The organism is Serratia bockelmannii, from assembly GCF_008011855.1.
Lineage (GTDB): Bacteria > Pseudomonadota > Gammaproteobacteria > Enterobacterales > Enterobacteriaceae > Serratia > Serratia bockelmannii.
In genome coordinates, this window is sequence record NZ_VOUX01000006.1 from 21851 (window position 1) to 46207 (window position 24357).

The 24357-nt window shown below is 56.3% G+C and carries 26 protein-coding genes and 1 tRNA gene; 17 read left to right on the plus strand and 10 right to left on the minus strand.

What is annotated here, in order from left to right; translation table 11 throughout:
- Positions 1 to 3: 3 nt before the first annotated feature.
- From FOT55_RS10230 to FOT55_RS10290, 13 genes are all read left to right on the plus strand, one after another.
- Complete coding sequence (locus tag FOT55_RS10230) at positions 4 to 963, plus strand: hypothetical protein (RefSeq protein ID WP_060448365.1); 960 nt, start codon at positions 4 to 6, stop codon at positions 961 to 963.
- The gene (locus FOT55_RS10235) at positions 944 to 2215 is read left to right on the plus strand and encodes a type II and III secretion system protein family protein (protein WP_142105465.1); all 1272 of its coding nucleotides are present in this window, start codon (positions 944 to 946) and stop codon (positions 2213 to 2215) included. Before FOT55_RS10230 ends, FOT55_RS10235 begins: the two co-directional genes overlap by 20 nt.
- Positions 2202 to 2666: a hypothetical protein gene (locus FOT55_RS10240; protein WP_043140909.1), complete on the plus strand. Its 465-nt coding sequence runs from the start codon at positions 2202 to 2204 to the stop codon at positions 2664 to 2666. Before FOT55_RS10235 ends, FOT55_RS10240 begins: the two co-directional genes overlap by 14 nt.
- Complete coding sequence (locus FOT55_RS10245; protein ID WP_147823440.1) at positions 2666 to 3808, plus strand: hypothetical protein; 1143 nt, start codon at positions 2666 to 2668, stop codon at positions 3806 to 3808. The genes FOT55_RS10240 and FOT55_RS10245 overlap by 1 nt, the downstream gene beginning before the upstream one ends.
- 4 nt (positions 3809 to 3812) lie before the next feature.
- Positions 3813 to 5066: a CpaF family protein gene (locus FOT55_RS10250; RefSeq protein ID WP_043140903.1), complete on the plus strand. Its 1254-nt coding sequence runs from the start codon at positions 3813 to 3815 to the stop codon at positions 5064 to 5066.
- Positions 5059 to 5964: a type II secretion system F family protein gene (locus FOT55_RS10255; protein WP_049205748.1), complete on the plus strand. Its 906-nt coding sequence runs from the start codon at positions 5059 to 5061 to the stop codon at positions 5962 to 5964. The genes FOT55_RS10250 and FOT55_RS10255 overlap by 8 nt, the downstream gene beginning before the upstream one ends.
- Positions 5961 to 6872 (plus strand): type II secretion system F family protein, encoded by a 912-nt coding sequence (locus FOT55_RS10260; protein WP_043140897.1) that lies wholly within the window; start codon positions 5961 to 5963, stop codon positions 6870 to 6872. The genes FOT55_RS10255 and FOT55_RS10260 overlap by 4 nt, the downstream gene beginning before the upstream one ends.
- Positions 6872 to 7630 carry a tetratricopeptide repeat protein gene (locus tag FOT55_RS10265; protein ID WP_043140893.1) on the plus strand — a complete coding sequence of 253 codons (759 nt, stop codon included), beginning with the start codon at positions 6872 to 6874 and terminating at the stop codon, positions 7628 to 7630. The genes FOT55_RS10260 and FOT55_RS10265 overlap by 1 nt, the downstream gene beginning before the upstream one ends.
- Positions 7631 to 7689: 59 nt before the next feature.
- Entirely contained in the window at positions 7690 to 8094 is a 405-nt protein-coding gene (locus tag FOT55_RS10270; protein ID WP_043140890.1) for a hypothetical protein, read from the plus strand.
- On the plus strand, positions 8078 to 8605 hold the full coding sequence (gene tadF / locus FOT55_RS10275) for a tight adherence pilus pseudopilin TadF (RefSeq protein ID WP_147823441.1): 528 nt from the start codon (positions 8078 to 8080) through the stop codon (positions 8603 to 8605). Before FOT55_RS10270 ends, tadF begins: the two co-directional genes overlap by 17 nt.
- 12 nt (positions 8606 to 8617) lie before the next feature.
- Positions 8618 to 9604 carry a hypothetical protein gene (locus FOT55_RS10280; RefSeq protein ID WP_147823442.1) on the plus strand — a complete coding sequence of 329 codons (987 nt, stop codon included), beginning with the start codon at positions 8618 to 8620 and terminating at the stop codon, positions 9602 to 9604.
- Positions 9605 to 9859: 255 nt separating this feature from the next.
- Positions 9860 to 10285, plus strand: a complete 426-nt coding sequence (locus FOT55_RS10285) for a hypothetical protein (RefSeq protein ID WP_147823443.1) — start codon at positions 9860 to 9862, stop codon at positions 10283 to 10285.
- Complete coding sequence (locus FOT55_RS10290) at positions 10278 to 10907, plus strand: OmpA family protein (RefSeq protein ID WP_060434853.1); 630 nt, start codon at positions 10278 to 10280, stop codon at positions 10905 to 10907. Before FOT55_RS10285 ends, FOT55_RS10290 begins: the two co-directional genes overlap by 8 nt.
- Positions 10908 to 10921: 14 nt before the next feature.
- On the opposite strand, the gene FOT55_RS10295 is transcribed toward FOT55_RS10290, so the two are convergent.
- From FOT55_RS10295 to FOT55_RS10315, 5 genes are read right to left on the minus strand one after another with little or no spacing between them, the layout of a single operon-like run.
- Positions 10922 to 11365 carry a universal stress protein gene (locus FOT55_RS10295; RefSeq protein ID WP_025304818.1) on the minus strand — a complete coding sequence of 148 codons (444 nt, stop codon included), beginning with the start codon at positions 11363 to 11365 and terminating at the stop codon, positions 10922 to 10924.
- A gap of 21 nt (positions 11366 to 11386) precedes the next feature.
- Complete coding sequence (locus FOT55_RS10300; protein ID WP_025304817.1) at positions 11387 to 12160, minus strand: siderophore-interacting protein; 774 nt, start codon at positions 12158 to 12160, stop codon at positions 11387 to 11389.
- A complete protein-coding gene (locus FOT55_RS10305; protein WP_025304816.1) occupies positions 12141 to 13586 on the minus strand; it encodes an efflux transporter outer membrane subunit in 1446 nt (481 codons plus the stop codon). The genes FOT55_RS10300 and FOT55_RS10305 overlap by 20 nt, the downstream gene beginning before the upstream one ends.
- Positions 13583 to 14626 carry an HlyD family secretion protein gene (locus tag FOT55_RS10310; RefSeq protein WP_060434858.1) on the minus strand — a complete coding sequence of 348 codons (1044 nt, stop codon included), beginning with the start codon at positions 14624 to 14626 and terminating at the stop codon, positions 13583 to 13585. The genes FOT55_RS10305 and FOT55_RS10310 overlap by 4 nt, the downstream gene beginning before the upstream one ends.
- 41 nt (positions 14627 to 14667) lie before the next feature.
- Positions 14668 to 16203, minus strand: coding sequence for an MFS transporter (locus tag FOT55_RS10315; RefSeq protein ID WP_016929546.1), 1536 nt, complete (start codon positions 16201 to 16203; stop codon positions 14668 to 14670).
- A gap of 140 nt (positions 16204 to 16343) precedes the next feature.
- On the opposite strand from FOT55_RS10315, the gene FOT55_RS10320 reads away from it, so the two are divergent.
- Together FOT55_RS10320 and FOT55_RS10325 are read left to right on the plus strand one after the other, a co-directional pair.
- The gene (locus FOT55_RS10320; protein ID WP_016929547.1) at positions 16344 to 17246 is read left to right on the plus strand and encodes a LysR family transcriptional regulator; all 903 of its coding nucleotides are present in this window, start codon (positions 16344 to 16346) and stop codon (positions 17244 to 17246) included.
- 198 nt (positions 17247 to 17444) lie between these two features.
- Complete coding sequence (locus tag FOT55_RS10325; protein WP_033645080.1) at positions 17445 to 17783, plus strand: colicin E1 family microcin immunity protein; 339 nt, start codon at positions 17445 to 17447, stop codon at positions 17781 to 17783.
- A gap of 147 nt (positions 17784 to 17930) precedes the next feature.
- Here FOT55_RS10325 and FOT55_RS10330 read toward each other — a convergent pair.
- From FOT55_RS10330 to FOT55_RS10340, 3 genes are all read right to left on the minus strand, one after another.
- Positions 17931 to 18025: transfer RNA gene (locus tag FOT55_RS10330), tRNA-Sec, on the minus strand.
- 97 nt (positions 18026 to 18122) lie between these two features.
- Entirely contained in the window at positions 18123 to 19466 is a 1344-nt protein-coding gene (locus FOT55_RS10335) for an esterase-like activity of phytase family protein (protein WP_025304806.1), read from the minus strand.
- A 75-nt stretch (positions 19467 to 19541) separates the two neighbouring features.
- On the minus strand, positions 19542 to 20741 hold the full coding sequence (locus tag FOT55_RS10340) for a cyanate transporter (RefSeq protein ID WP_141971772.1): 1200 nt from the start codon (positions 20739 to 20741) through the stop codon (positions 19542 to 19544).
- A 126-nt stretch (positions 20742 to 20867) separates the two neighbouring features.
- Here FOT55_RS10340 and FOT55_RS10345 point away from each other — a divergent pair, with 126 nt between their 5' ends.
- Entirely contained in the window at positions 20868 to 21722 is an 855-nt protein-coding gene (locus FOT55_RS10345; protein WP_060434874.1) for a LysR family transcriptional regulator, read from the plus strand.
- A gap of 6 nt (positions 21723 to 21728) precedes the next feature.
- Here the strand turns inward: FOT55_RS10345 and FOT55_RS10350 are convergent, their stop codons facing one another.
- A complete protein-coding gene (locus FOT55_RS10350; protein ID WP_127146958.1) occupies positions 21729 to 22169 on the minus strand; it encodes a DNA-binding protein in 441 nt (146 codons plus the stop codon).
- Positions 22120 to 22740: a nucleotidyltransferase domain-containing protein gene (locus tag FOT55_RS10355; protein ID WP_147823468.1), complete on the minus strand. Its 621-nt coding sequence runs from the start codon at positions 22738 to 22740 to the stop codon at positions 22120 to 22122. The genes FOT55_RS10350 and FOT55_RS10355 overlap by 50 nt, the downstream gene beginning before the upstream one ends.
- Positions 22741 to 22947: 207 nt before the next feature.
- Here FOT55_RS10355 and FOT55_RS10360 point away from each other — a divergent pair, with 207 nt between their 5' ends.
- A complete protein-coding gene (locus FOT55_RS10360) occupies positions 22948 to 24336 on the plus strand; it encodes an amidohydrolase family protein (protein ID WP_147823444.1) in 1389 nt (462 codons plus the stop codon).
- Positions 24337 to 24357: the final 21 nt, after the last annotated feature.

The following is a 24357-nucleotide window of genomic DNA, read 5'->3' on the forward strand; positions in this document are numbered from 1 at the left end:
TCTGTGCGCTTTAAATTTATTGCAATAGTCGCACTGCTAACCATGTTAGCCGGCGTAGTAGGTATATACAGCGATAAAGGCAACGAGGACGAGGAAAAGACTAAGAACCTCATAGTGAATAAAAGCCTTATCTATTATACCGCAAAGCATAATATTGATGTGGGTGCTATCGTCACCACGGATGACTTCACCGAGAAAGAGATAAAATATCCACCAGGCTCGCCCCCCGCCTGGCTAGACACGATTTTTGGCGAAAAGGACTTTCGCGGACTAATGGCGTCCGGCGGCGTGGCATATCAAAATATTGCCTCCGGCGAACGGGCCTCGAAAGATAACCTTGGCAACCTGTTGCAGAAAATCGATTCGAGCTATTCGATATTGCCTATTTCTGTCACCACCGCCAGCCTGAAGAACCCTAACATCGCGGACTTTGGTTTTATCGATCTGTTCCTGGTCTCCAATGATAACAAAGCCTACCGGGACGATCTTTATCAAAAATCGCGCAGCGATAACGGTACCACGGGGAAAGACTACAAGGACACGCGGGTCAAACAGTTCGCCAGCAAGGTGTGGTTCTTTATGGGCAACGGCAACCTCAATAAGCTGCAAAAGTTCGATCAGTCGGGGCTGGTTTCCAGCCTGATGAAAACAACCAGCGGGGAGAATTCGCTGGCGAATGAGGTGCACAGCAACCGGGCCGTCAGCGATGACAAGTCCTCAACGACCATCGTCTATGCCTACTTCAAGCCCGAGGACGTGGATAAAGTCATTCAGGCGCAAATTATGGGGATGTTCTTCATCACGCCCACCAAGGTTCACAATATCAATGAGGGCATCGCCAAAATAAATAACAGCACAAGAGAGATTACCCCGTCAGACATTGTCTCTGGGGCGCCCATTTCGGAAAGGCAAAGCCGCGTGGTTGAAATCAGGGGAGCGCAAAGTGAAATTCGTAAATATTAACAGGCTGGCGGTTTTTCTTATTGTGATGTTAACCGCCAGCTTTAACGCTGCGGCGCTCGACGTGGACATCAATAAAACGACCGATCTTGAGATTGACTTCAGCGTGAAGTCAATCGTCGTTGGCTCACCGGAAATTGCCGACTTCCGGGTGGTCGATGAGAACCACATCTATGTCTTCGGTAAAAAAAGCGGGCAAACCAATCTCTCCGTTAATGGTACCAACGGTGAGAGTCAAACGCTGCTGATCACCGTGAACGATCTGCAAAAGAAATCCGTCATGTTGAATACCTTGCTGATCAGCGAGGGGTTTAAAGACGTGAAGGTCATCGACATGAGCGACTCGCTGCTGGTCAGCGGCCCGGTATTTTCCACTGAAGATGGCGCACGGATCAAGTCGCTGATCGAAGAGTACGTGGATAGCGATCAGGTCAGGTACTCCTTAGTAACCCAAAAAAATCAGCAAATTAAGATCAGGGTTACGGTCGCGGAAGTCTCGAAGGACGTGACGGAAACCCTGGGCATTGACTGGGGGCGGGGCAAGATCAGCACCGGCGTGAGTAACGATCTGACTATCAACAACGGCATCTACAGCAGCCTGGTTAAGGGGTTTAACTTCGACTCTCTGGGCGTAGCCATCAACGCCCTGGCGAAAAACAGCCTGGCTAACGTGCTGACCACGCCAAGTATCACGGTCACCAACGGGAAGACCGCATCATTTCACGGCGGCGGGCAGATACCTATTTTTCAGCGCAGTGAAAATGGCTCAACGGTTGAATGGAAAAACTATGGCGTCATGCTGAACTTTGCACCGGTGATCAATTCGGACTCCTCGATTAGCATGGACGTGAGCGTCGAATCATCTCAGATCGGCGGGTACTATAAATATGAGAACACCGAGCTGCCGACGATTAACGTGCGTAACGTGAAGACCTCAGTACGAATGCGGGATGGAGAGAGCTTCGTCCTCGGCGGACTGATCGACAACAGCCAAACGCAATATGTTAATAAAGTTCCAGGATTTGCCGACATTCCAGTGCTGGGCGCCTTGTTCAAGTCAACCGGGTTCACATCTGGGCGCAGTGAATTAGTCATCTTCGCCACCGTTGAGTATGTCAAACCCGTAGAGAGAAACTACATCAAGCTCCCCTACGCCAAATTCTCCAGCCCGTGGGAGGTCTTTTTCGATCTCGGGCACAGTGATAACAGCATTACCGATGTCTTTGTCAAAGGAGCCGACTATGTCATTAACTAATTCGCTGCTCCTTATTTTTATCTGCCTGGGCTTAAACGGCTGCGCGTTCGAAAGGCAGCCCGACGAAAGAAAGGCGTATTACGTTAAGTTTGTCGGCAACCCCGACCGCACCAAGATGGCAAAGCTTGAAAACTTTGTTTTAAGCAAGAAAATCGGCTCCATCAGCAGCTTGGCGATTATTTATAGCGATAACCACTATGACCGTGCGATCAGGCTGCAAGAAGAAATACAGAAACAGTATGGCATTAATGCTGTATTGCAAGAGAGCGTGAACCAGCTTGACGCAAACTATATTGCCATCGGTAACCGGCATAAAACCGAGCGAGGTTGCTATCGGTTCCGGCTCTCTGATTTTAACTGGTACAGCTCCGACGAGCAGGCTCTGGATAACTATTCGGAGCGAGAAGTTTGCTCGACCAATGGTAATGATTTCGCTGAGAGAGCACGTTAATGTTCATAGAAAAACTAAAGAGAAAAAACGAGGCCAAAAAGAAAAAGGCCAGCGTGATTGTTTTAACCAAAACTGAGACTGATTTTTTATCACTCTCAGAACCACTCTCATTGTACGACGTCGATACGATGATCAAGCACATCCCCGCTGGCGACCTGCTGGAGTTTGTTAATAACGCCCTGACGGGGAAAAATTATTTTGTGCTGGATGCCCAGAGCTACAGCGAGACTGAAATCGCGGACATCGCCATGATGCTGCGTGGTCGCTATCCCTCCATGCTGATCGGCAACGAGGATTCGATCCAGGCAACGTGGCAGGCTCGCGAGCTGGGGTTCAGCAGCTATTTTACCCGCACCAGTGAGATCCGCCTGCTGCTGCTGGGGATAGTGGAACACTTCGGCTATGTGCGCTCCAGAACTTCTCTGGTGATCGGGTTGTGCAATACCTCGCCTGATATCGATATTAATTATCGCGTTTTTCACGATCTCTGTAACAGCGAAATGATGAAAGGCTATTCAATGCTGTTTGTTAACTGCGACATCGCAAACATTTTCTTTGATGCCGCATTGGGGGTAAAGGCCAATAAAAACACCGTTGAGCACGTGCTGGGCTATGAGAATGAACTGGATACCACCTCGTCCCTGAAACTGGTGATGAAAATAAAAGATCACTTCGACTACGTTTCCTTCAACATTGCCAACGACGAGGCGCACGTTGACAACGTTGACGCCTTCCTCAACGGCGTTGAGAAATTCATCGAATCGCTGGCAAACTCCTATGGATTTATTTTTATTAATATCCCCTACTATTTTCTCACGCTGCACGGCGGAATTAATTTGCTCAATGAGAGCGACATCCGTGTGCTGATGACCAATGGGCAGATCGAGTCTATCTATAACCTTAACTATCTCAAGAACCGAATTGGCTTTAAGCAGGATAAAGGGGAGAAAAGAAGGGACAAGCTGATCTCCATCCGAAAACAGGCCGGTAAGCTGGCAACTGAAATCACGGATAAAGAAATCCACACCAAGCTGGGCATCAAGGTGGACTTCAACAATAACGCCAACCTGCTGGGGGGGTTGTTAACCGCTTTCAACCGTAAGAAAGAAAGCAAAAACATTATAGACAGCATATTTAGGTGATGACATGGATATAAAAACCTATGAAAAAATCAGAAACGCGCTGTTAGAGCAAATAAAAATAGAAAACTATGACAGCTCTGCCACTCATGAAGCGCTGATGAAAATTGAAGAACTGCTCATACCGGCGCTCGATCTGGAAAATATTATATTAACCAGAAGAAAGTTTGATGAGCTGATCAAAAGCTATTATGACGACATCTTCGGGCTGGGGCCCATCGAAGATCTGCTGGCCGATCCCAGCGTTAACGACATCATGGTTAACGGGTGTAAATCCATCTACATCGAACGGGCGGGCAAACTCATCAAGCAAGATTCTCAGTTTAAATCTAATGAGCAGATCCTGCGTATCGCGCAGCGTATTGTTGCGCCGATTGGGCGTCGGGTAGATGAAAGCTCGCCGATGGTCGATGCCCGCCTGGCCGACGGTAGCCGCGTCAACATCATCATTCCGCCCGTGGCCCTAGATGGCTGCACCATCTCCATCCGAAAGTTTAAAGAGGATAAATTAGACCTGATCGACCTGATCAACTTTGGCTCGATGAGTGAGGCGATGGGGCACTACCTGAGCCTGATGGTCAGGGCCAAGGCGAACATCATCATCTCGGGGGGGACGGGTTCAGGGAAAACCACCCTGCTCAATGCAATTTCGAACGAAATCGATGATGGCGACCGCATCGTCACCATCGAAGATGCCGCCGAGCTGCAGCTGCAAAAAGATCACGTCGTGCGCCTGGAGTCGCGCCCTAAGGGTGTTGACGGCGGCGGTGAAGTCTCGATTCGTGACCTGGTGATCAACGCGTTGCGTATGCGCCCAGACCGGATCATCGTGGGCGAGTGTCGTGGCGATGAAACCTTTGAAATGCTTCAGGCCATGAACACCGGCCACGAAGGTTCGCTCTCAACCATTCACGCCAATACGCCAAAAGACGCGCTGGTGCGCCTGGAAAGCATGCTCTCCATGGCGAACTCCAATATCTCGGCCAAAACCATTCGCGGCCAAATATCGCAGGCCGTTGATATTATTATTCAATGCGCAAGGTTGCCCTGCGGCTCGAGGAAGATTACCAACATTACGGAAATCGGCACGCTGGAGGGTGAGGTCATTCAAAGCCAGGACGTGTTCCTGCTCGAAAGGCGAAAAGAGTCGGATACGGTCACGAAGTATGCGCATAAGCAGAATATCGCCTACTCCATTCTGGAATCAAAGGCCGCGTTCGCCGGGCTGCTCCCAGAGCTCAAAGGCATCCTGCATGACTAACCTGACGGGCTTCCTCATCACCCTGCTGCTTCTGCTGCTGATGTTCTCATACGTCAGGCAAAAGGCCGCGAAGAAGAAAAAGTGGGAGAACTTTTTCGGTAAAGCGAAGCCGGCTGAGAAAGAGAAAACCAAGGAAATAAAAAAGCTCATCGGCAAGTCTTACCTACCCGACTTCGTGTTTATTTTTGGCACCAAAAGCCTGGTGATGTCTCTGGTGGTCAGCGGCGGCTACATCCTGTTTTGGTGGTTCTGCTGCCTGACCTTCAGCGCCTCGTCGTTTGCCTATGTATTTGGCACCGTGATCCTGGTAGCTATTTCGTTTGCCGCGTTGTACGGCATCTACCAGAGCCGTTTCAGCGACTATTTCGAAGCACAGTTCCCCTATGCGCTGCGGCTTATCAGCCGCAACCTGGCCGTGGGCCAGACGATATACGCGGCCATTGATGCAGCGGCGGAGAACCTGAGCGATATCATGAAGCGAGAATTTACCCGCATCTCATTCCAACTGAAAAACGGCGTGTCCTTTGATGACATACTCAGCCGGGGTGAGAAAATCTACCCCTATAAAGGCTACTTTGTTTTTAGTTCGTATATTCGTATCTCCATACAAAAAGGCAGCAGTCTGAAAGATACCCTGCTGTCACTGGCCAATGACCTGGTCGCCGCTCAAGTCATTAAGAAAAAAACCAAGGCGTTAACCTCAGAGGCACGCGGGGCGGCAAAGATCCTGGCGCTTTTACCGCTGCTGATGCTGGTCGTACTCTATAAGTTCGCCTTTTGGAACTTCGTTTACCTCTTCGATGAGCTTTATGGCCGCTACGTGGTGATTTACGTGGTCATTAGCGTCAGCATCGGGTTTTTCATTATTTCACGCATGATTAAGGGAGTTGAACTGTGATTTTCTTTATCTCAACCTCGCTCTTTATCGTCGGCGTTATTGTGTTTATCTGGGGATTAAAGAGCCACAAGAAAGAAGAAGAGTATTATGATAAATTTTACTTTATCGTTTCCTCACACGAGAACCTCGATGACTACCTCAGCCTGAAAAACAGGATTAAAGACCTGTTCTCTTTATTAATGAGAAAGCTATCATTCTACGTTGAAAACAACCTGTCCCATACGGAATACCATGCTCTCATTAATAAGGCAGGATATTACTCGCTACAAGAAAGCACCCTATTTTATATTTATATCTCTAGCATATTTCTCTTTTCAACTCTGTCCCTAACGCTGTTAGCCTGCCTGGGTAATCTGTCATTCTATGTCATTCCTGTTTTCATGATCGTATACTACATTGGCTCAAAGATTTATCTCGAGAGAAAACATAAGAACGAGATCAAAAAGTTCAGGATCAACTTCGTCTACTTTCTCGATCTGTGCGCCACCTGTATCAAAACTGGCATGACGCTGACGGCCGCTTTAGAAACCGTTTCCCCGGTGCTCTATCGCTTCTCCGGTCTGTTAGGCAACAGCATGCAGAACTTTTCACGCACGCTGAAATACAGCGATATAAACATCGCCTGCGAAAAGCTCTATGAAGAGGTTCCCCTAAGCGAGGTCAAGGAGTTTATCGCAACCGTGCGTAACTCCGCCCAGTTCGGCGCTGGCATGCAGTCCGGTCTGCAAGAGTTATCTAAAGAGATCCGCCAGTTTCACTTTATAGAAACCGAAGAAAAAATTGGCTCCGTCAACGCCAAGATGGGGATACCGCTCATTCTCTTTATCATGTTCCCGGTTATTGTTGAAATCATTGCTCCTGGCCTGCTACGCGCCATGGGCAGCCTGTCATTGGAGATGATCTCGTAATGAAAAAGTTAGTCCTCACTTCGATAGTCTTTCTTGCTGCCTGCGTCAACGGCACGCCCGATATGTTGAGAAACGATCGAGAAACGGCTCAGCTGGCGGTCCGCGTCGGCGCCTTTGAAAAGGCCAGGGAGATCGCGGTAGATAGTCTGCAAGCGCAACCGGACAATATCGAGACACGCTTCTACCTGGCCGATATCTATTCCAAGATGAATAAATATGATATGGAGGGCCAGGAACTGGAGATTATTCAGGGAAAAATTAGCCGCGCAGATGAGAATTACCCAAGGGTGATTATCGAACTAATGAAGAACAGTCTGATGCGACATCAATATCAGGAAACTATCTCTCTGTATAAACAGAATTTTGCCGAAGGGAAAATGGCGCTTGCCCAAAGCGCTACTATGCGCGGCAAATCGCTGATGTATGCCGCCATTGCCTACTGTAAGCAGAATAAGTATGAAACCTGCATCGCCGAACTGAAGCGCGCCAGAACCTACCTGCCGGGAGACCCGGCGCTGGCCGACAACCTGAAGATTGCACAATACATGGCCAAGGCCAGCACAGGGGATATAGACCCTTCTCTGCTGTATGCCGGCTATAGCAATACGGAATCTAAAGAGATGTATGCCAACCTGATCATGGCGCTGATTCGCGGTGACCAAGAGACCCGCGCCTTTGAGCTGCTCAGCATGCGCTATTCCCGCGAGGATTCCATGACGATCATCAACGATCTTAACGGTATGAAAATCGCAAAATGATAAGTCTATTCACTAGAGTAGGGAGTGAGGAGCGAGGTATCTCAACCATCGAGGCCAGCGTGCTGCTGCCGATCCTCTTTATCATATTGATGATGATTTATGAGGTGCTGAGGTTTCAGAACGATATCTCAATCATTTATTTCAACGAAGAGTTTGCGTCACAGCGCGTCGATCTCTCGTTTTTAGACAACGATGTCGAAAAGATAAATGAAAACTTCCTGGCCGATTTAAACAAAAGCGGCAGTGAGTTTTATTTCAGCGCGCTGCTCTATTCGGAGCCAAAGATAACCTGCTATGAGGATATCAATATCAAAGTCAGCAAAAAGTGCGGAAAGAAAACCAAGCTGATTAACATCGCCTATCAGATCCAACGTGAATACAGCAGCGATTGGATAAGCGACCTACTGTCTTTCCCACAACAATTTGATCGCGAGGTATTTATCGTCAATGATTACTTCCATTAACAGGCTTATTGATAATGAGGATGGTAGCGTCGCCGTTGAAGGCACCTTTGTTACCCTATTCTTGTCCGTGCTGCTGATTTATACCATGCAGCAGGCTTTGGTCATGTCAGTACAGTTTAGTATTAATAAACTGGCCGATCAAATGGTGAATATTATTTCCCATCGTGACAGCCTGTTTGGCAATGCCAATTTAAGCCAAGGCGACGTCGTTAACGTCGCTAAAATGTTTAGCCAGTTCAAGAACGGCGGAGAAGCGCCGTTTTTCGACGTTTTCGTTGAGGAAATCGCCTACGCAACGGGGCAATACAGCATGTATAAGCTACCCGGGAGCAAAGAAGGCTGCCAGCTCACCAAGCGGCTGACTGACTATGGCATCGATATCAAAACCTCATTCGGCAAATCTAACTCGGTGTATCGGGTTTCCATCTGTAAAAAAACAGAACCGGGATTATTCTCTAAAAATAAAACGCTGCTGGCAGAAAGTGCCATCCAAATTGGCCATCATCATTAGAAGATAATAATCATGAAGAATAAATTCGAGCGTTTTTTAGGTGATGAACAGGGTGGATTAATGCCGCTGTGGGCGATTGGCGGCATGATGGTGGTGATCTCTATTTTTTGGGTCGAAAACTACTCCTCCACCATCATGGAAAAAACGCGAGAAATGCGGCTGACCTCCGTCGTGACCCGTACCTCGATGGTAGAAAGAGGAACGGTGACCGCCAATGCTGGGCGGCTAGCCGAAGCGACAGGCGCCAATATGAATCAGGCAACCCATGCCTTCTCAGCGGAGCTGCAAGAAACCACGCTGGAAAAGCTTCAGGAGCTAAAAGAAAATAAGCGGATCAGCGAACTGCTCGCGACCACTTCCAACGTCAGTCAAAACACTAACGTTCCCTTCGATGAAATAAACAAAACCATTGGCCTCGACCCAGAGGTCAGGATCTCCACGGCGGATAACGCCGTCAAAGTTTTCAGACCGTTACACGTGATTATCGCCGTCGAGGCCAGCAGTCTTAACCGTGCAAACGTGATGCAGGCGCGGGCGGCGCTAATGAGCTCACTATCCCGCCTGTATGCCGAAGCGCCGGCTACCCGAACGACGGTGATCCCATACTCTTTTCGCGTCAACTCCGGGGGCAAATGCTATACCGGGATCGCCCGGAGCGATGCCTTTTCATTTGTCTGGTGGGAAAGCTTCTTTGCGCAAGAAGATTACCTGGCTGAACTTGCAAATACATTAAGAATGGCCGAGGAATATCTCGGAAGATTAAACGCAGAGATTGATTATAGTAATCAGATGATAATATATTTGAATAATGAGCTTAGTCAACATGATCCCGGCACTCAGGAATATAAAGAGCTGACAGAACAAATAAGTTATTATCAACAAGAGATAAGACTTGCTGAGGCGATGCTGCCAATGGCTAATGAAAACATAAAGATTGCCAAAGAAAATGTCGATGCACAGAAAGAAGTTATAGACAACCTTAAGCAACAACAACAGTAAATTGATTACTTTCCTCTGGCCAAGCATTACGCAAAAAGGTACGATAACTATTATCTTCTGGATGATTATACCGATAATTTTGCTAACTCTGGAATATTTTCAATTACGCAGAGTGATTTTGAACGCGCCGCAAAGACGACTTACCAAAGTGCGGAATATCTATCCTCCCTCGCGGTCAAACGCGGCGTTTATTTTGGCGATGCCGGCACCTGCCCCGCCAGCACCGTAAAGTATGGCCTGACCTCATCCCAAAATGTGAATAGCGCGCTTTCCGGCATCGACTTTAGCACCAATAAGATTAAAACGCTGGAAGGGCTACTGTGGGCGGGGCGCACCGCGTTTTCTGCCTCTCGCGGCATGGCACGCAACGTCATTATTCTGTTTGCGTCGGACACAAAAGAAGTTATCGATCCCGACGAGGTCACCGGCATCCGACAGAGCTGCGCAGCCATTAAGACCGGCTTTATCAATAATAAGTCGGCCAAGCTGATCGTCGTTACCCAGAATCAGGATGGCCGAGATAAGTTCGAAGAGCTGAGCTGCGCTACCCAGTGGTTCACCGATCCGGGCTATATCAACCTTGAAGATATAAACAACGAATCCACGCCAACGCTGGAAGAGCAATTCAACTTTATCTTCTCGCAAGAATCCACCACCAGGAACATTAACGCACATGAATAAAGTTATAACGATCGCGCTGATGCTGCTCTGCGCCCCTTTTTCCTATGCTAAAAGCAGCGACGAGCTCAATCAGTCCAGCTGCCAAACCGGCCCGATATATGAACGCTTCGGCGACGCAAAACGCCAGGCCGGCCTGCTCCGGTTCGACGGCCGCACCAACGCACGGCTGAGCCGTAGCCAGCTGGTGCAGTATCGATTCGTCACCGTGTTGCACGAGTACCTGGGCACACTGTGCCACCAGGAAAACGCTTACGACGCCAACAGCCTCGGCGCCTTGCTACTGACCAAGGAAAACATCGTCATGAGCCATGTCGGCACGGTGCATTTCGCAAGCGGTAGCGCCCTGGTTGATGAGGCGACGCTGGCGCGTTGCTGCTCGCACATCAGCCAGACGTCCGACTACGACGGCATATTTATTGTCAGCCGCACAGACTCAATAGGCAACGCGAGCCACAACCGAGCACTGTCATATCAACGCGGCTACCGTATCGCCGAGCGCTTACCTCAGGCCAGCCCCATTCACCTGATTGCGCTCGGCGCCAGGCCAGCGCGCAGCGGCCAGAGGCCGATCGCCAACCCCAACGATCGGCGCGCCGACATTTATCTCTATCAGCGCCAGTGAGATCCCCCTCCGGCTTAGCGCGGGATCACCAATACCGGTTGGCCAATCTCATCCAGCAGGCCGCGCGTGACGGAGGCGTTCAGCCAGCGCCCCAACGAAGACAGGTGGCGGTGCGAGATGATCAGCAAATCGCAGTTGAACAGCGCCATCTGTTCCGGGATCACCTCGATGGGCGTCCCCGCTGCCAGCAAGCCCTGGGCATTGAAACCCTGCTGCTTCAGCGCCCGCGTCACCTGACCGACCTGCTTTTCCGCCAGCGCTTCTTCCCGTTGAGCGGCGGGGTACTCCTCGCGCTCATCGCTGTCAAAACGCAGGCCGCTGCGGCTGAGCGTAAAGGCATTGTCTACCACCGTCAGCACGATCACGTCGCCGATGCAGCCTTGCAGGCGCGCCATAAAATCCAGGGCATTGCCGCTGTGTTCAAAGCAGTCCACCGCCAATAACACTCTCTCAATCATAACCATCCTCACTCGCCTGAGTTAAATCGCGCCCTTGAAGTTGGCTTCGCCCTTTTTCCAATACCCCTTGGCAAACAGCGCAGCGCGGGAGATACCCATTTCGTTGATAAAGCGCGCCTTCAGGTACGCGGCAATCTGGTGTTCGCAGGCCAGCCATACCTGCCCTTCGCCGGACGGCAGTTCGCAATGGCTGACGGCCTGCACCAGCGGGCTGTTCATCACGCTGTCAAAATGTCGGGTGCGAATTTGCCAGCTGTTCACCTGCAAAAAGGAATAATCGACATCCTGAATCTCCTGCGCATCGCCCACTTCGGCGAACCACAGCACCGGCAACGGGTCGGACAGCGAGGCGAGAATGGTGCGCATGGCGGGCAACGCGGTCTCATCGCCCAGCAACAGCAGCCAGCGAGTTTGCGGCAACAATCGGAAGCCGCCGGAGCAAGGGCCGGCGAACCCCAGCTTGTCGCCCGGCATCGCGTCGCGCGCCCAGTTCGACGCCGGGCCTTCGCCGTGCAGCACCATATCGATATCGAAAGTGCGGGCGAGTTTGTCGATGCCGCTCAGGGTGTAAGCCCGTCCGGCCAGCGTGTCGCGCCACGGGAAGAACACTTTGACCCAACTGGCCGGCTCCTGCGCGCGCGGATCGGCGATAAACTTATCCACATCGTCGCCGCTCAACGTGATGCGGCGGATCCGGGCGGTGACTTGCCGCACGGCGCTCACCCGGGCCTCCCGTTTGCGGCGGGTGTCTCTTTCCAGCATCTCGTCGACAATCTTATTCAGCGTGTTGTGCATCAGCCTTCTCCTGTGGCGCCGCCGACGGGTAGGTGTGTTCCCAGCCGCCGCCCAGCGCTCGATAGATATTCACCACGGCGATCGCCGTCTCCTCCTCTGAAACAATTTGCGCGGACTGCAGATCCAGCAGCGCACGCTGCGTGCTCAGAACGTGGATAAAATCGCTCGCACCGTTCAGATAGCTGTCGCGCGCCAGCGCAAACGCGTGTCGGTTGGCGGCCAGCGCCTCGGTCAGGTGCGTCTGGCGGCGCTGCTGGGCGCGATAGCCGGAAAGCGCGTCGTCGATCTCGTGCCAGGCGCGCAACACCGTTTGCTGGTAGGCGATGGCCATTTCCTGCTGCCGGTATTCGCTCAGGCGCACCCGTTGGGTGATTTTCCCCCCGTCGAACAGCGGCAAATACAGGGCGGGGCCGATGGCGAAGGTATGCGTGGACCAACTGCCCATATCCGCCAATGCCAGTGCCTGATAGCCCGCATTGCCGGTCAGCGTGATGCGCGGATAGTAGTCGGCGGTGGCGATGCCGATCTCGGCGGTTGCCTGATGCAAACGCTCCGCCGCTTCGCGAATATCCGGCCTGCGCAGCGCCAGATCCGACGGCACGCCCATCGGCACCGCGCGCGCCAGCGTCGGCAGGGGCTTCGTCGGCGCCAACATCGCTTTCAGCGCGCCCGGCCGCTCGCCCAACAGCAGGCTGATGGCGTTGATCAAGCGTTCCTGCCTATCGAACAGCGTCGGCAGCAGGGCATCCACCTGCGCCAACTGCACCTGCGCCTGATCGACATCCAGTTCGTTGCCCGCGCCGCTCTGATAACGACTTTGCGTCAGCTGCAGCGTGCGCAGCGCCGTGGCGCGGTTTTCCTGCGCCACCGCCAGCTGTTGCTGCGTGGCGCGCAGGCGTAGATAGTCGCTCGCCACCTCCGCCGTCACCGACGTCAGCAGTGCGCGCCGGTTCTCCTGCGAAGCGGCAAAGCCGGCGCGCGCACTTTCCGACGCGCGACGCAGCTTGCCCCACATGTCCAGCTCCCAGGTGGCGCTGGATCCGCCGCGCCAGAGGTTATAATCCGCCTCTCCGCCGTTGCCGGACGGATCCATGCTGCCCACCGAGGTGGCGCGCTGGCGCTGATAGGCGCCGTCCAGGCTCAGATCCGGCATCAGCGCCGCCTCTGTCACGCCCAGCAAGGCGCGGCTTTGCTGCATGCGCGCCGTGGCGAGCTGCAGATCCAGGTTGCCGGCCGCCGCGCGCTGCACCAGTTGCGACAGCGACGCATCGTTGAATATCGACCACCAGGCCACCGGCAGCGCCCCGCCGCCGGCCTGCTCACCCCAGCTCTCGGGCAGCGCGTTCTGCGGCCGAGCGTAGTCCGGCCCCACCGCCCGGCAGCCGCTCAGCGCAATCAACAGCAGCGGGATCACGGCTCTGTTCATTGCAGGCCCCCGTCCAGCGTATTGATGCTGACGTCCGCAGACATGCCGACGCGCAGGGCGCTCAACAAAGCGGCGTGCTCTTTGTTGATATCAAATACAATTTTCACCGGGATGCGCTGAACGATCTTGGTGAAGTTGCCGGTGGCGTTCTCCGGCGCCACGGCCGCGAAACTGACGCCGGAAGCCGGCGCGATGCTGTCCACCTGCCCTTTCAGCGTTTGGCCGGGAAAGGTATCGATATGGATGTCTACCGACTGCCCGTGCGCAATGTTTTCCAGCTGGGTTTCCTGGTAGTTGGCGATGATGTACAGCTTGTCCTGCGGCACGATGGCCAGCAGCGCATCGCCCGGTTTGACGAACTCCCCGACCCGCAGGCTGTTCTTGCCGATCACGCCGCCGATCGGCGCGGTGATGCGGGTGTAAGACAGGTTCAGCTCGGCCATCGCTTTCTTCGCCTGCGCCAGCATCAACTCGGCATCGCTGTCCGCCAGCTTGGCTTGCAGCACCTGCTCCATGTTTCGCGCCGCTTTAAGCGTCGCCTCCGCCTGCGCCACATTGGCGGAAAGCGTGTGCACTCGCGTTGTCGCCTGCTGCGCCGCCTGCTGTGAACCCGCGCCGCTGCTGGCCATTCTCTGGTAGCGGTTCTGCTCCTGGCGCGCAAACGCCAGCTCCGCCTGCGCCGCCTGCCGCTCCGCCTGCGCGGCGGCGATCAGCGCGCTCTGTCGGGTCAGGTTGGCCCTGGCGTCGTCCTGGCGGGCGCGGGCGGATTGCTCCTGCGCCGTCGCCTGCGCCAATGCGACGTTGAATTCACGCGGATCGATCACCGCCAGCAATTCCCCCTGTTTGACCCACTGGTTGTCCCTGACCAACACCTGCGCAATTTCACCGGCAATCTGCGGAGAAATACGCGAGATATCGGCGCGAATATAGGCGTCGTTGGTATTCTGCTGTGTCTCTTTAATAAAGAACTTATTGATTAATAACCCCAGCGTAATGACGGCAACCGCCAATACGGCGACGGCGACTTTCTTGTTAGCCATAAAAGTGACTCCAATTAATATTTATTTCTGATGATAAAATGTCAGGCAGCGACCGAACGCGGCGGATAAATACGGGTCGGCATAACTAAAATCAGCGCGGTCAGTAATAACGCCAGGCCGGCAACCAACAGATAAAGATCGGCGCTGGCCAGCACGTGGCCCTGCCGGGCGGCAAGCTGCGCCAGCTGCTCCGCCGACCCCGATGCGCGGCTGTAGGCCGAGCCGAAGCCGTCGGCGATCGTACCGGCGTGATAATCCCCGCGCTGCCGGCTGAGCAGCGCGATGGCGCCGCCGGCAGCGGTGGCGGCGAAACCTTTCACCGCGTTGAACCAGGCCGCCGCAAACGGCCCGTCGGTCGGCAACAGCCCGCCGGTCGCCTGCATCAGCAACGGGATGATCGCCATCGGTTGAGCGACCGCCTGCAACAGCGCGATGACGCGGAACGTGTCGCCGTTCCATTCCGGCGTCAGCTGAGCCGCCAGCACGCAGGCGGTGGCCATCAACAGCAGGCTGATCGCCAGCACCCAGCGGCAATCCACCCGCGGCGTATTGCAAATTATGGCGACGATCGGCAGCGTAATTAATTGCGGCAATGCGACCCACAGCATTAAGTCGGAGGTTTGTTCCTGACGATAACCCTGAATCGCGGCTAAATATCCCGACGTGATATTAACCAGCGACACCATAATTAACAGCACGCCACCCAGCGTAATTAAGGAGAAAGACAAATTCCTTTTGCTTAATAGCTGCAAATTAAAAAAAGGCAGCGGGTGATACCATTCGTTAATCAGAAATAACGCCAATAATCCGCCGCCGCCCAATAATAAAACGTAGATCAGCGGCGAGTTCAGCCAGTCGAGGCGCTCCCCCTGTGAAATGCCCACCGTCAACATGCCGAGCGCCATGCCGCCGAGCAACAGGCCGCGCCAATTGAACTGCCGCAGGCGCTCCAGCCGCAGCGGATCCTGCGGCAGGCCGTAACCGATGCACACGGCGGCGATCGCCATCAGCGGCAGGTTCCAGTAGAAATACCCGCTCCAGCCCCAGTGAAAGGCGAAGGCGGCGGCGGTAGCGCCCAGCGTGGCGCTCCAGGCCGAGACCCAGCCGTAGGCACCCAGCCCCAGCACCTTGATCAGCGGCGGCATAAAACGCAGCACCACCGTCATCAGCATCGGCGGCAACGCGCCGCCGGCGAAGCCCTGCAGGCTGCGCACCGCCAGCAGCACGCCATACTGATCTCCCAACCAGGGCGTCAACAGTCCACCGGCCAGGTAAATGCCGCACATCGTCAACGCCACCCGGCGCAGCGAAAAGGTCGGCCAAAAACAGGGCGTGAACCCGGAACCGATCACAAAGCCGGTGACGTAGCATGTGGTCAGCCAGCTGCCGGCATCGAAGCTCAGCAGCATGCCACCCTGTATATCCGCCAGCGCAAACTTGCTGGCGTTTTCCCCCACGCCGCTGGCCATCACCGCCAAAAACACGCCGAACAACCCCAGCCAGGTACGGCCGTTGATTTCACCGGCGCTGGCGAGCCATCGATTTTTGTGGTGCGGCGTAACAGACACCTCAACCATTCCCCACTCCTGCTGTTTCAGCCTCAATCTTTGTTGTCGTAGGCAGTATCCGGAGTTATTTCGATTGTTTAAAATGAAATGATGTAATTAACTAGTTGCACAAAACGCAACCCATTGAGCGCACCACCCCCGGAGAGGCCATGCCGCAAAAAATTGATTTCAACCTGATCTATGCGCTGAATCTGCTGCTGGAAGAAGGGAGCGTGAGCGGCGCCGCCGAGAAGATGAATCTGAGCGCGCCGGCAATGAGCCGCATTCTCGGGCGCATCCGCCGGCAGTTCGACGACCCGATCATGGTCAGAGCCGGTAAGCATCTGGTGCCGACGCCGCGTGCGCTGGAGTTGAAACGCCAGCTCGGCGACATCATCGAGCAGGCCACTGCGCTGATCGCACCGAGTGATGCGTTCGAACCCGGCAAGCTGACCAGAACCTTCACCATTCGCGCCAACGATATCTTTATCGGCGCGCTGGCGGGCGGATTGCTGGAGACGCTGCGGGAATCGGCGCCGCTGAGCGGCCTGAAATTCATCGCCGAAAGCGACGGCGAGGATGACGCGCTGCGCAGCGGCAAAGTGGATCTGGTGATCGGTTCCTCACGCGACTGGCACCCGGAAATCAAGACGCAGAGCCTGTTCACCAGCACCTTTCAGGCGCTGGTGCGCCCTGGGCACCCGATCATAGGCCGGGTAACGCCCGAAACCCTGACCCATTACCCGCATATCAGCGTTTCTCGCCGCGGACGCACGCAGGGGCCGATCGACGACGCGCTGCGCGATCTCGGCCTGCAGCGCAACGTCGCCCTGACCCTGCCGGGCTTTCATTCGGCGATGATGCTGACCATGAAATCGGACTTTATCCTGCCGCTGCCGCGCCACGTGCTGCAGGGGGTGAGCAACATCCACCTGCCGTTGGCGGAGATCGAGCTGCCGCTTGAGCTGGAATCGGTGTTTATCGTCCAGGCCTGGCACCCGCGCCTGGATCGCGATCCGGCGCACCGCTGGCTGCGGCAGACCATCAAGCAGTTCTTTTTGCAGCGGGAGTGAGGGGGCTATGTGTTGGGGAGAGGGACGCTCGCTGCAGAACCCAAATACGCCTGCCAGATAAGCCGGTAATATGGCATTTTGCCGAAGCCCTGCGCATACTCAGACGCCTTGGGTAAACCGCGCGACGCGGGCAATGGCATCGGTATTCCATTTCGCCAAGCACGAAACAGAAAGGAACTCATGCCCAGGGAGGCGCAAATGACCAAAGCGTATTATTGGAAAAGTCAGGTGTGGGGCGTGACTTACTTTTTTATCGCGCTTTATTACATCTATTCTTTCCAGGACATGGTGAATATCGCACTTTCGTTGATCCTCTCCATCCTGAGCTTTTTACTGTATCCCTGTGCTAAAAAAGGCACTGAAATGGCCGCCCTGCAGTTCACGAGTGAAGAATTTTGGCACCGCGGACTGTTCGCCGATACCATAGGCAAAAATGGCGTGCTGATCCTGTATTATGCATTCTGTTATGTCATGGCCCTGCCGCTGGGCGCCCTGTATCTGCTTGCCCTGTTTCTCAGAAATAAAAAGGCCGCGTAAGCGGTTTTTACGTCAACGGCTTACTGCCTCATAGTCCTTCTTCATGAACGTTTCTTCTACCCACGCAAGCTGCGCTATCACAAAGCGAAAGAAGCAAACTTACTCTACCGGAGCCGACAATCACAGAGGAGATTGGGAGATATTGATTGGCGGAAGATCACAGGAGTCGAACCTGCCCAGGACCGCTGGCGGCCCCAACCGGATTTGAAGTCCGGCCGCCCCACCGGGGACGAGGATCTTCCTTGGAGAAGGGAGAAGCAAGGCGCTGATTATAGCGCAGTTTGTTCACTGCGCTAAGCGGGAAATGGCGGCCGCCGGCGATTCGGCGGCCGGGGAGCGCTACTTCAGGAAATCCTTCACGTCCAGCAGGATGAACTCGTTGTCATCCGCCATATTGGGCTGGCGGCTGGAGGAGAACGGGAAGTTGTTGTCGTTACCGACGATGATGTGGTTGGCGTCCACCACGTCCACGTTCTCGATGGTGAAGAACGGGAAGGTCAGCACGCCGTCGTTCAGCGGCTTGCGCGCCAGCTTGTTCGGATCCTGAATGTTCATCAGGTCGATATAGCCCAGTTTTTCGACCGGTTTGCCGACGTTGGCGTCCGAGAAGGCGATTTTATACACCCGCTTGAACTTGGCCACCTGGCTGAAGCAGTTGTCGGTCGGCGCGCCGGCGGCGCAGGCTTTATCCGGCGTGCCTTCGCCGTTGTCGCGCTCGATCACCAGCCCGTGGGTGGCGTCGATCATGTTGAAGTCGCCGATGGCGTTCTGGTTGTCTTCCAGCACGTACTGCCAGCTGCGGCCGGTCCAGGCCTGCTGTTTCACGTCAAACTCCAGCACCCGCAGGTAGCGTTTGCCGCCGACGTTCTCGAACTGCTCGCCGTCCCACAGCGCCCCTTCCAGCAGCGGGTACAGCTTGCTGCCGTCCGGCGAGGCGGCCATGCCTTCAAAGCCTTTGGAACGCGCCACCTGGAAGTTCTGCTTGCCGTCCGGCGCGCCCGGCAGGGTCAGCGTCGGGTTGTCCGGCGATTTCACCACCTTGCCGTCTACCTGGGTGTCGAACACCGCCAGCACTTTGCCGTTCAGGTCGGCCTTGATCAGGTAAGGCCCGAACTCTTCACCGATCCATAAGGCATCGTCGGCAAACTGGAAGCTTTCCGGATCGAAATCGCTGCCGGTCAGATAACGCTTCTCGGTGCTCTCGTTGATGATGTGGAACGGCACCTTTTTATCCGGATCGTGCAGGAACACCGTCTTCAGCGGCGCGACCGTGCCGTCTTTGAAATCGATCTTGTAGTGGTTGAGGTACAGCATGGCGTCCGGGGAGTTGGCCTTGCTGCCGAAGCCGTTGTCGGTCAGCACCCAGTAGGTGCCGTCGGGCATGTGTTTGATGCCGGAGTGGCCCTGCAGCGGCTGGCCGTCGATCGGCAGGCCGAGGCCGGTCAGGCGATCGGCGGATTTGCCCGCCACGCTGCCCAGCTCGGTGACGCGTTTGCCGCTGGTGTATTTGCCGCTCTGCTGCAGATCGCTCGGCGCGTCCTTCGGCGTGGAAACGGCGGATTTTACCGGCAGCAGCGCATGCCCGGCCAGCGTCGCTTGCACCGGCTGCGCGTCGGCCCACAGGTTGGCGCTCAGCGCCATGCAGCCGACCAGCAGCGCCAGCCGGGTTTTGGTGTTGTGCATGTCATTGTCCCTTTTCGTTGTTATCGCCCAGAAGTAAAAGCAACGTCACTATAGGGAGCGGCAATGACAGAAATATTATTCGGCGAACGCCCGTCGGTAGCTGTGCGGATGGAAGCGCCAGGTGATGGCGATCAACACCACCACCAGCAGCGCGTGGATCTGCCAGTCCAGCACGAAGCCGCCGCTGTAGTCGCGCAGCAGGCCGGAAAGGTAGGGCGTCACACCCGCCAGCAGGAAGCCGACGCCCTGCATAAAGGCCACCAGTCGCCCGGCCGCCGCCGGCTGGTGCAGGTGATCGAGCGCCAGCACCAGGCACAGCGGGAACGCGCCGCCCAGCCCCAGCCCGGAAACCAACACCCACAGCCACGGCAGCGTCTGCGGCAGGTAAATCAGGCCGATAAAGCCGATCAGTTGCATCATCAGCGCCAGCAACAGCAGCGGCCGCCGGTCATGATTGCGCGCCAGCGCCGGCAGCAGCAGCGCGCCCACGACCTGGCCAAAGGTCATCAACGCCAGCAGCGAACCGCTGGCCTGCGGCTGCCAGCCGAGCTGCATGTAATACGGCGGCAGCCAGGCGATCAGGCTGGTATAGCCGCCGTTGATCAGGCCGAAATAGGCGCCGAGCAGCCAGGCGCGCCGGTTGCGCAGCAGTCCTGGCCCGCGGTTTTCGCCCGCCGCGCCCAGGCGAGACAGCCCGCGGCTGACCGGCCACCAGGCCAGCAGCGCCACCAGCGCCGGCAACGCCCACCAGGCCAGCGCGCTGTGCCAGTCGTGCCCTACGCTCATCAGCCACGGGGTGATCGCCGCCCCCAACCCACCGCCGCCCATCAGCGCCGCCGACCACAGCCCGGCCACCAGCGCCATGCTTTTGAGGAAATGATGCTTGATGATGCCGGGCATCACCGCCTGGATCACCCCGATGCCGAGCCCGCCCAGCACCGCGCTCATCAGCAGTTGCACGCTACCGGGGGCCAGTTCGCGCCAAAGCGCTCCCAGCCCGATCGCCAGCAGGCTCAGCGTCACGGCGCTGCGTTCGCTGAACAGCCGGTTGATGGCGCCGCCCGCCAGCGCCATCAGCCCCATCATCAGCACCGGCAGCGTGGTCAGCAGCGCCGCGCCGCCAAAGCTCAGCCCGGTAGCCTGGCGCAGCGTCGGCAGCAACGGGCCGATCGAGGTCAACAGCGGCCGCATGTTCAGGCCGATCAACACCAGCGCCAGCAACAGGGGGTTGAACCAGCGGCGCGAGGAGGATGAATTAACAGAATGATTTAACAAGGTATATTCCTGGTACTGCGAAATGAAGAGTGCGGCGTCACAGCGCGATCGCCGCAGCATTGCGTTACTGTAGGCAACGCCGCTAGTATTGGGAAATTAAATAATAAAATAGCCAACAGTGGGAAAATGAATCGCTACCCGATGTTCAATCCGCAGCTGCTGCTCAGCTTCGTCGCCGTATGCGACAGCAACAGCTTCACCCGCGCCGCAGAGCGGGTGTTTTTGTCGCAGTCCACCGTTAGCCAGCAGGTACGCCGGCTGGAAGAGATGCTGGGCAAGCCGCTGTTTGAGCGCTCCTCGCATCAGGTGCTGCTGACCGAAGAAGGCGTCAAGCTGTTGAGCTACGCGCGCCGCATTATCGCGCTAAATGAAGAAGCCCACGACGCGCTGACCGGCATCTGGCGCGACGGCGTGCTGCGGATCGGCATGCCGGAAGATTTCGCCGTGCCCACCACCGAGCTGCTGGCCGACTTCAGCCGTGAGCACCCGCACCTGCGGCTGGACGTCGCCAGCGGCCTGAGCGCCGATCTGCACAGCGCCTACGCGCGTGAAGAGCTGGATCTGATCCTGGTGAAACAGCGCCGCCGGCAACCGCCGCGCGCCGCGCGGCCGGAACCGCTGCTGTGGCTGGACAGCCTGGCCTTCCCGGCCATCGAGCAATCGCCGGTGCCGCTGGCGGTGTTTCCGCTCAACGGCCTGTACCGCGAAGAGCTGTGCCAGGCGCTGGACACCCTCGGCAAACGCTGGCGCATCGGTTACAGCAGCGCCAGCCTGGCGGCGCTGACCGCCGCTTCCGCCGCCGGGCTGGGCGTCACCCTGCTGCCGGCCGGCTGCCGTCTGCCCGCGCACCGGGTGCTGGGCGAGGCCGAAGGATTACCGCCGATAGACAGCTTCGAACTGGCGCTCTACTACCGCGACGGCGCCCCCGCCGCCACGCTGGCGCTGGCCCAGCGGCTGGCGGTGTTTTGCGGGTTGAAATGAGACCGCTTACGCCACTATCTGCGGATGTTCGCGCTGCAGCCAGTCGATAATCCGTACCCACAGCGCTTCTGTCTGCTCAAGGCAAGCTTGTACCGCCGCGTCCGTCACCAAGTCGCCGGAATAATCCGCCACGTTGCGCTGTTTTCGCAATGCATCCAGGCAGATCATTGCCTCGCGCGGCAACCCTACAGTGAGCGGCAACGTTTGGATCATGGTCTGGTGATGGCCAGGCCTGCTGGTCAGCGTGCGGTATCCTTTGGCTTGCAAAGCGGCATTGGCCATTTGCATGACCGCCTTATATACCATGTCGAAACGGCTCTCATTGCTGAGCTGAGTGATACCCGCATCGCGTCGGTTGCGAGCGGCGGCGGCCAGCAATTTTTTAATCGCCCCCGCGTCAGGCGTTATCACCTCCAGTCCCAGCCCGACCAGATTGTCCAGCGTCATCCTTGTCTCCCGTAATCCAGAGTTGGGGTTTCTGCATAATGTCCTGAATAAACGCGGAGTTCTCGGCCAAAGCCGCTCGCCACTCTTCCGGCGAGTACAGTTTGGGGTTAATTTCCCGACCCAGCGTTGCCTGCAGCGGATAAACCGCCTGAATTACATCCGTAAAAGACAGTTTACCGACGATCAGAACATCGATATCACTGGCCGCCGTCGCTTTGCCACTGGCGACGGAACCAAAGATGAAAGCCCGTTCGATGTCCTCCCCAAATCCAGTCAGCACCTGCCGTAAGCGCGCAGCCGGGCCGCAGGTCTTGCGGAAAATCGCCGCCAGCTCGGGAAAAATCAGGCAATCGGCGTTAGCCTGATAGCAAATTTGGTTGCCCTGCCGCTGCCGGAGCAAGATGCCGCCTTCAGCCAGCCGGCTCAACTCTTTATGTAAAGTCCCGGCCTGAGTTGCGGTGCGCCGCGCAATTTCTCGCACATGAAACGCCTGCCCGGCTTCAATAAACAGCAGGCTTAGCACTTTTCTACGGTATTCGCTGAACAGTAATTCGAGCATCGGATCGTGCATCACGCTGACCTCAATGTAGCTTTAATGACTACAAATGTAGCCATTAAAGCTGCGAAAGAGCAAGCCAAGAGCACCCTTCCGCCGGCAGACGCCGATCATTACCAAATCGAATAGTCACCAGTGGCAAATGTCGCTGCCAACCGGTCGGTTCCTCTCCTAAATTGGGGGATGTTTTCACTCCCTCACCTCTGGATTAAGGAACCGAACGTGGAAAACCCTCAGCAACCGGGCCGCAGAGCCTTCCTCAGCCAAACCGGCAAACTCACCACCGCCTGCGCGGTGATCGGCCTGACCGGCGGCATGGCGCAGGCCGCGTCACCGGGCGACGGGCAATGTGCGCCAACGCCGATGACCCTGACCGATCGCCACTACTGCCTGAGTGAGGTGCGGCTCGAAGACGGCTTTGAATACGACGGCGAAACGGTGATCGGCACCCGCACCGCGCTGTATACGCTTGAGATCAAAGACGGCAAGATCGCCGCCATTCATGCCGCCAACGCCGCGCTGCCCGCCGGCGTGCCCCGCTATCAGGCGCAGGGCCAGCTGCTGCTGCCGGCGTTTCGCGATATGCACATCCACCTGGACAAAACCTTCTACAGCGGCCCGTGGCAGGCGCCGCGCCCGCGCCAGGGCAAAACCATCATGGACATGATCGCGCTGGAGCAGACGCTGATCCCGACACTGCTGCCCACCTCACAGCAGCGGGCGGAAAATCTGATCGCCCTGCTGCAGTCCAAAGGCAGCACCGTGGCGCGCAGCCACTGCAATATCGATCCGGTCAGCGGCCTGAAAAGCCTGGAGCACCTGCAGCGCGCGCTGGAAAACCACCGGGCGGACTTCAGCTGTGAAATCGTCGCTTTCCCGCAGCACGGCCTGCTGCACTCCAGGGTCGATGCGCTGATGCGCGAAGCGATGCAAATGGGCGTGCAGTACGTCGGCGGGCTCGATCCGACCAACGTCGACGGCGCGATGGAGAAATCGCTGGACGCCATGTTCCAGATCGCCCTCGATACCGGCAAAGGCGTGGATATCCACCTGCATGAAACCAGCCCGGCCGGGGTCGCCGCCATCAACTACATGATCGCCACCGTGGAGAAAAACCCGGCGCTGCGCGGTAAGGTCACCATCAGCCACGCTTTCGCCCTGACCACGCTGACGCCGGGCGAACTGGCGGAAACCGCCACCCGGCTGGCGGCGCAGCAGATCACCATCGCCTCCACGGTGCCAATCGGCGGCCTGATGATGCCGCTGCCACAGCTCAGTGAGAAAGGGGTGTTCGTGATGACCGGCACCGACAGCGTGATCGACCACTGGTCGCCGTTCGGCACCGGCGACATCCTGGAGAAGGCCAACCTGTATGCTCAGCTGTACCGCGGTTCCGACGAGTATCACCTGTCGCGCGCCATGGCCATCTCCACCGGCGGCGTGTTGCCGCTGGACGATAAGGGGCAGCGCGCCTGGCCGAAAGCCGGCGATGCCGCCGAGTTCGTGCTGGTCAACGCCAGCTGCTCCGCCGAGGCGGTCGCCCGTCTGCCGGCGCGCAACGCCACCTTCCATCAGGGGCGCCTGGTCGCCGGCCAGGTGAGCAAAGCCTAAGGTCGGTCCGCTGTTGTCATC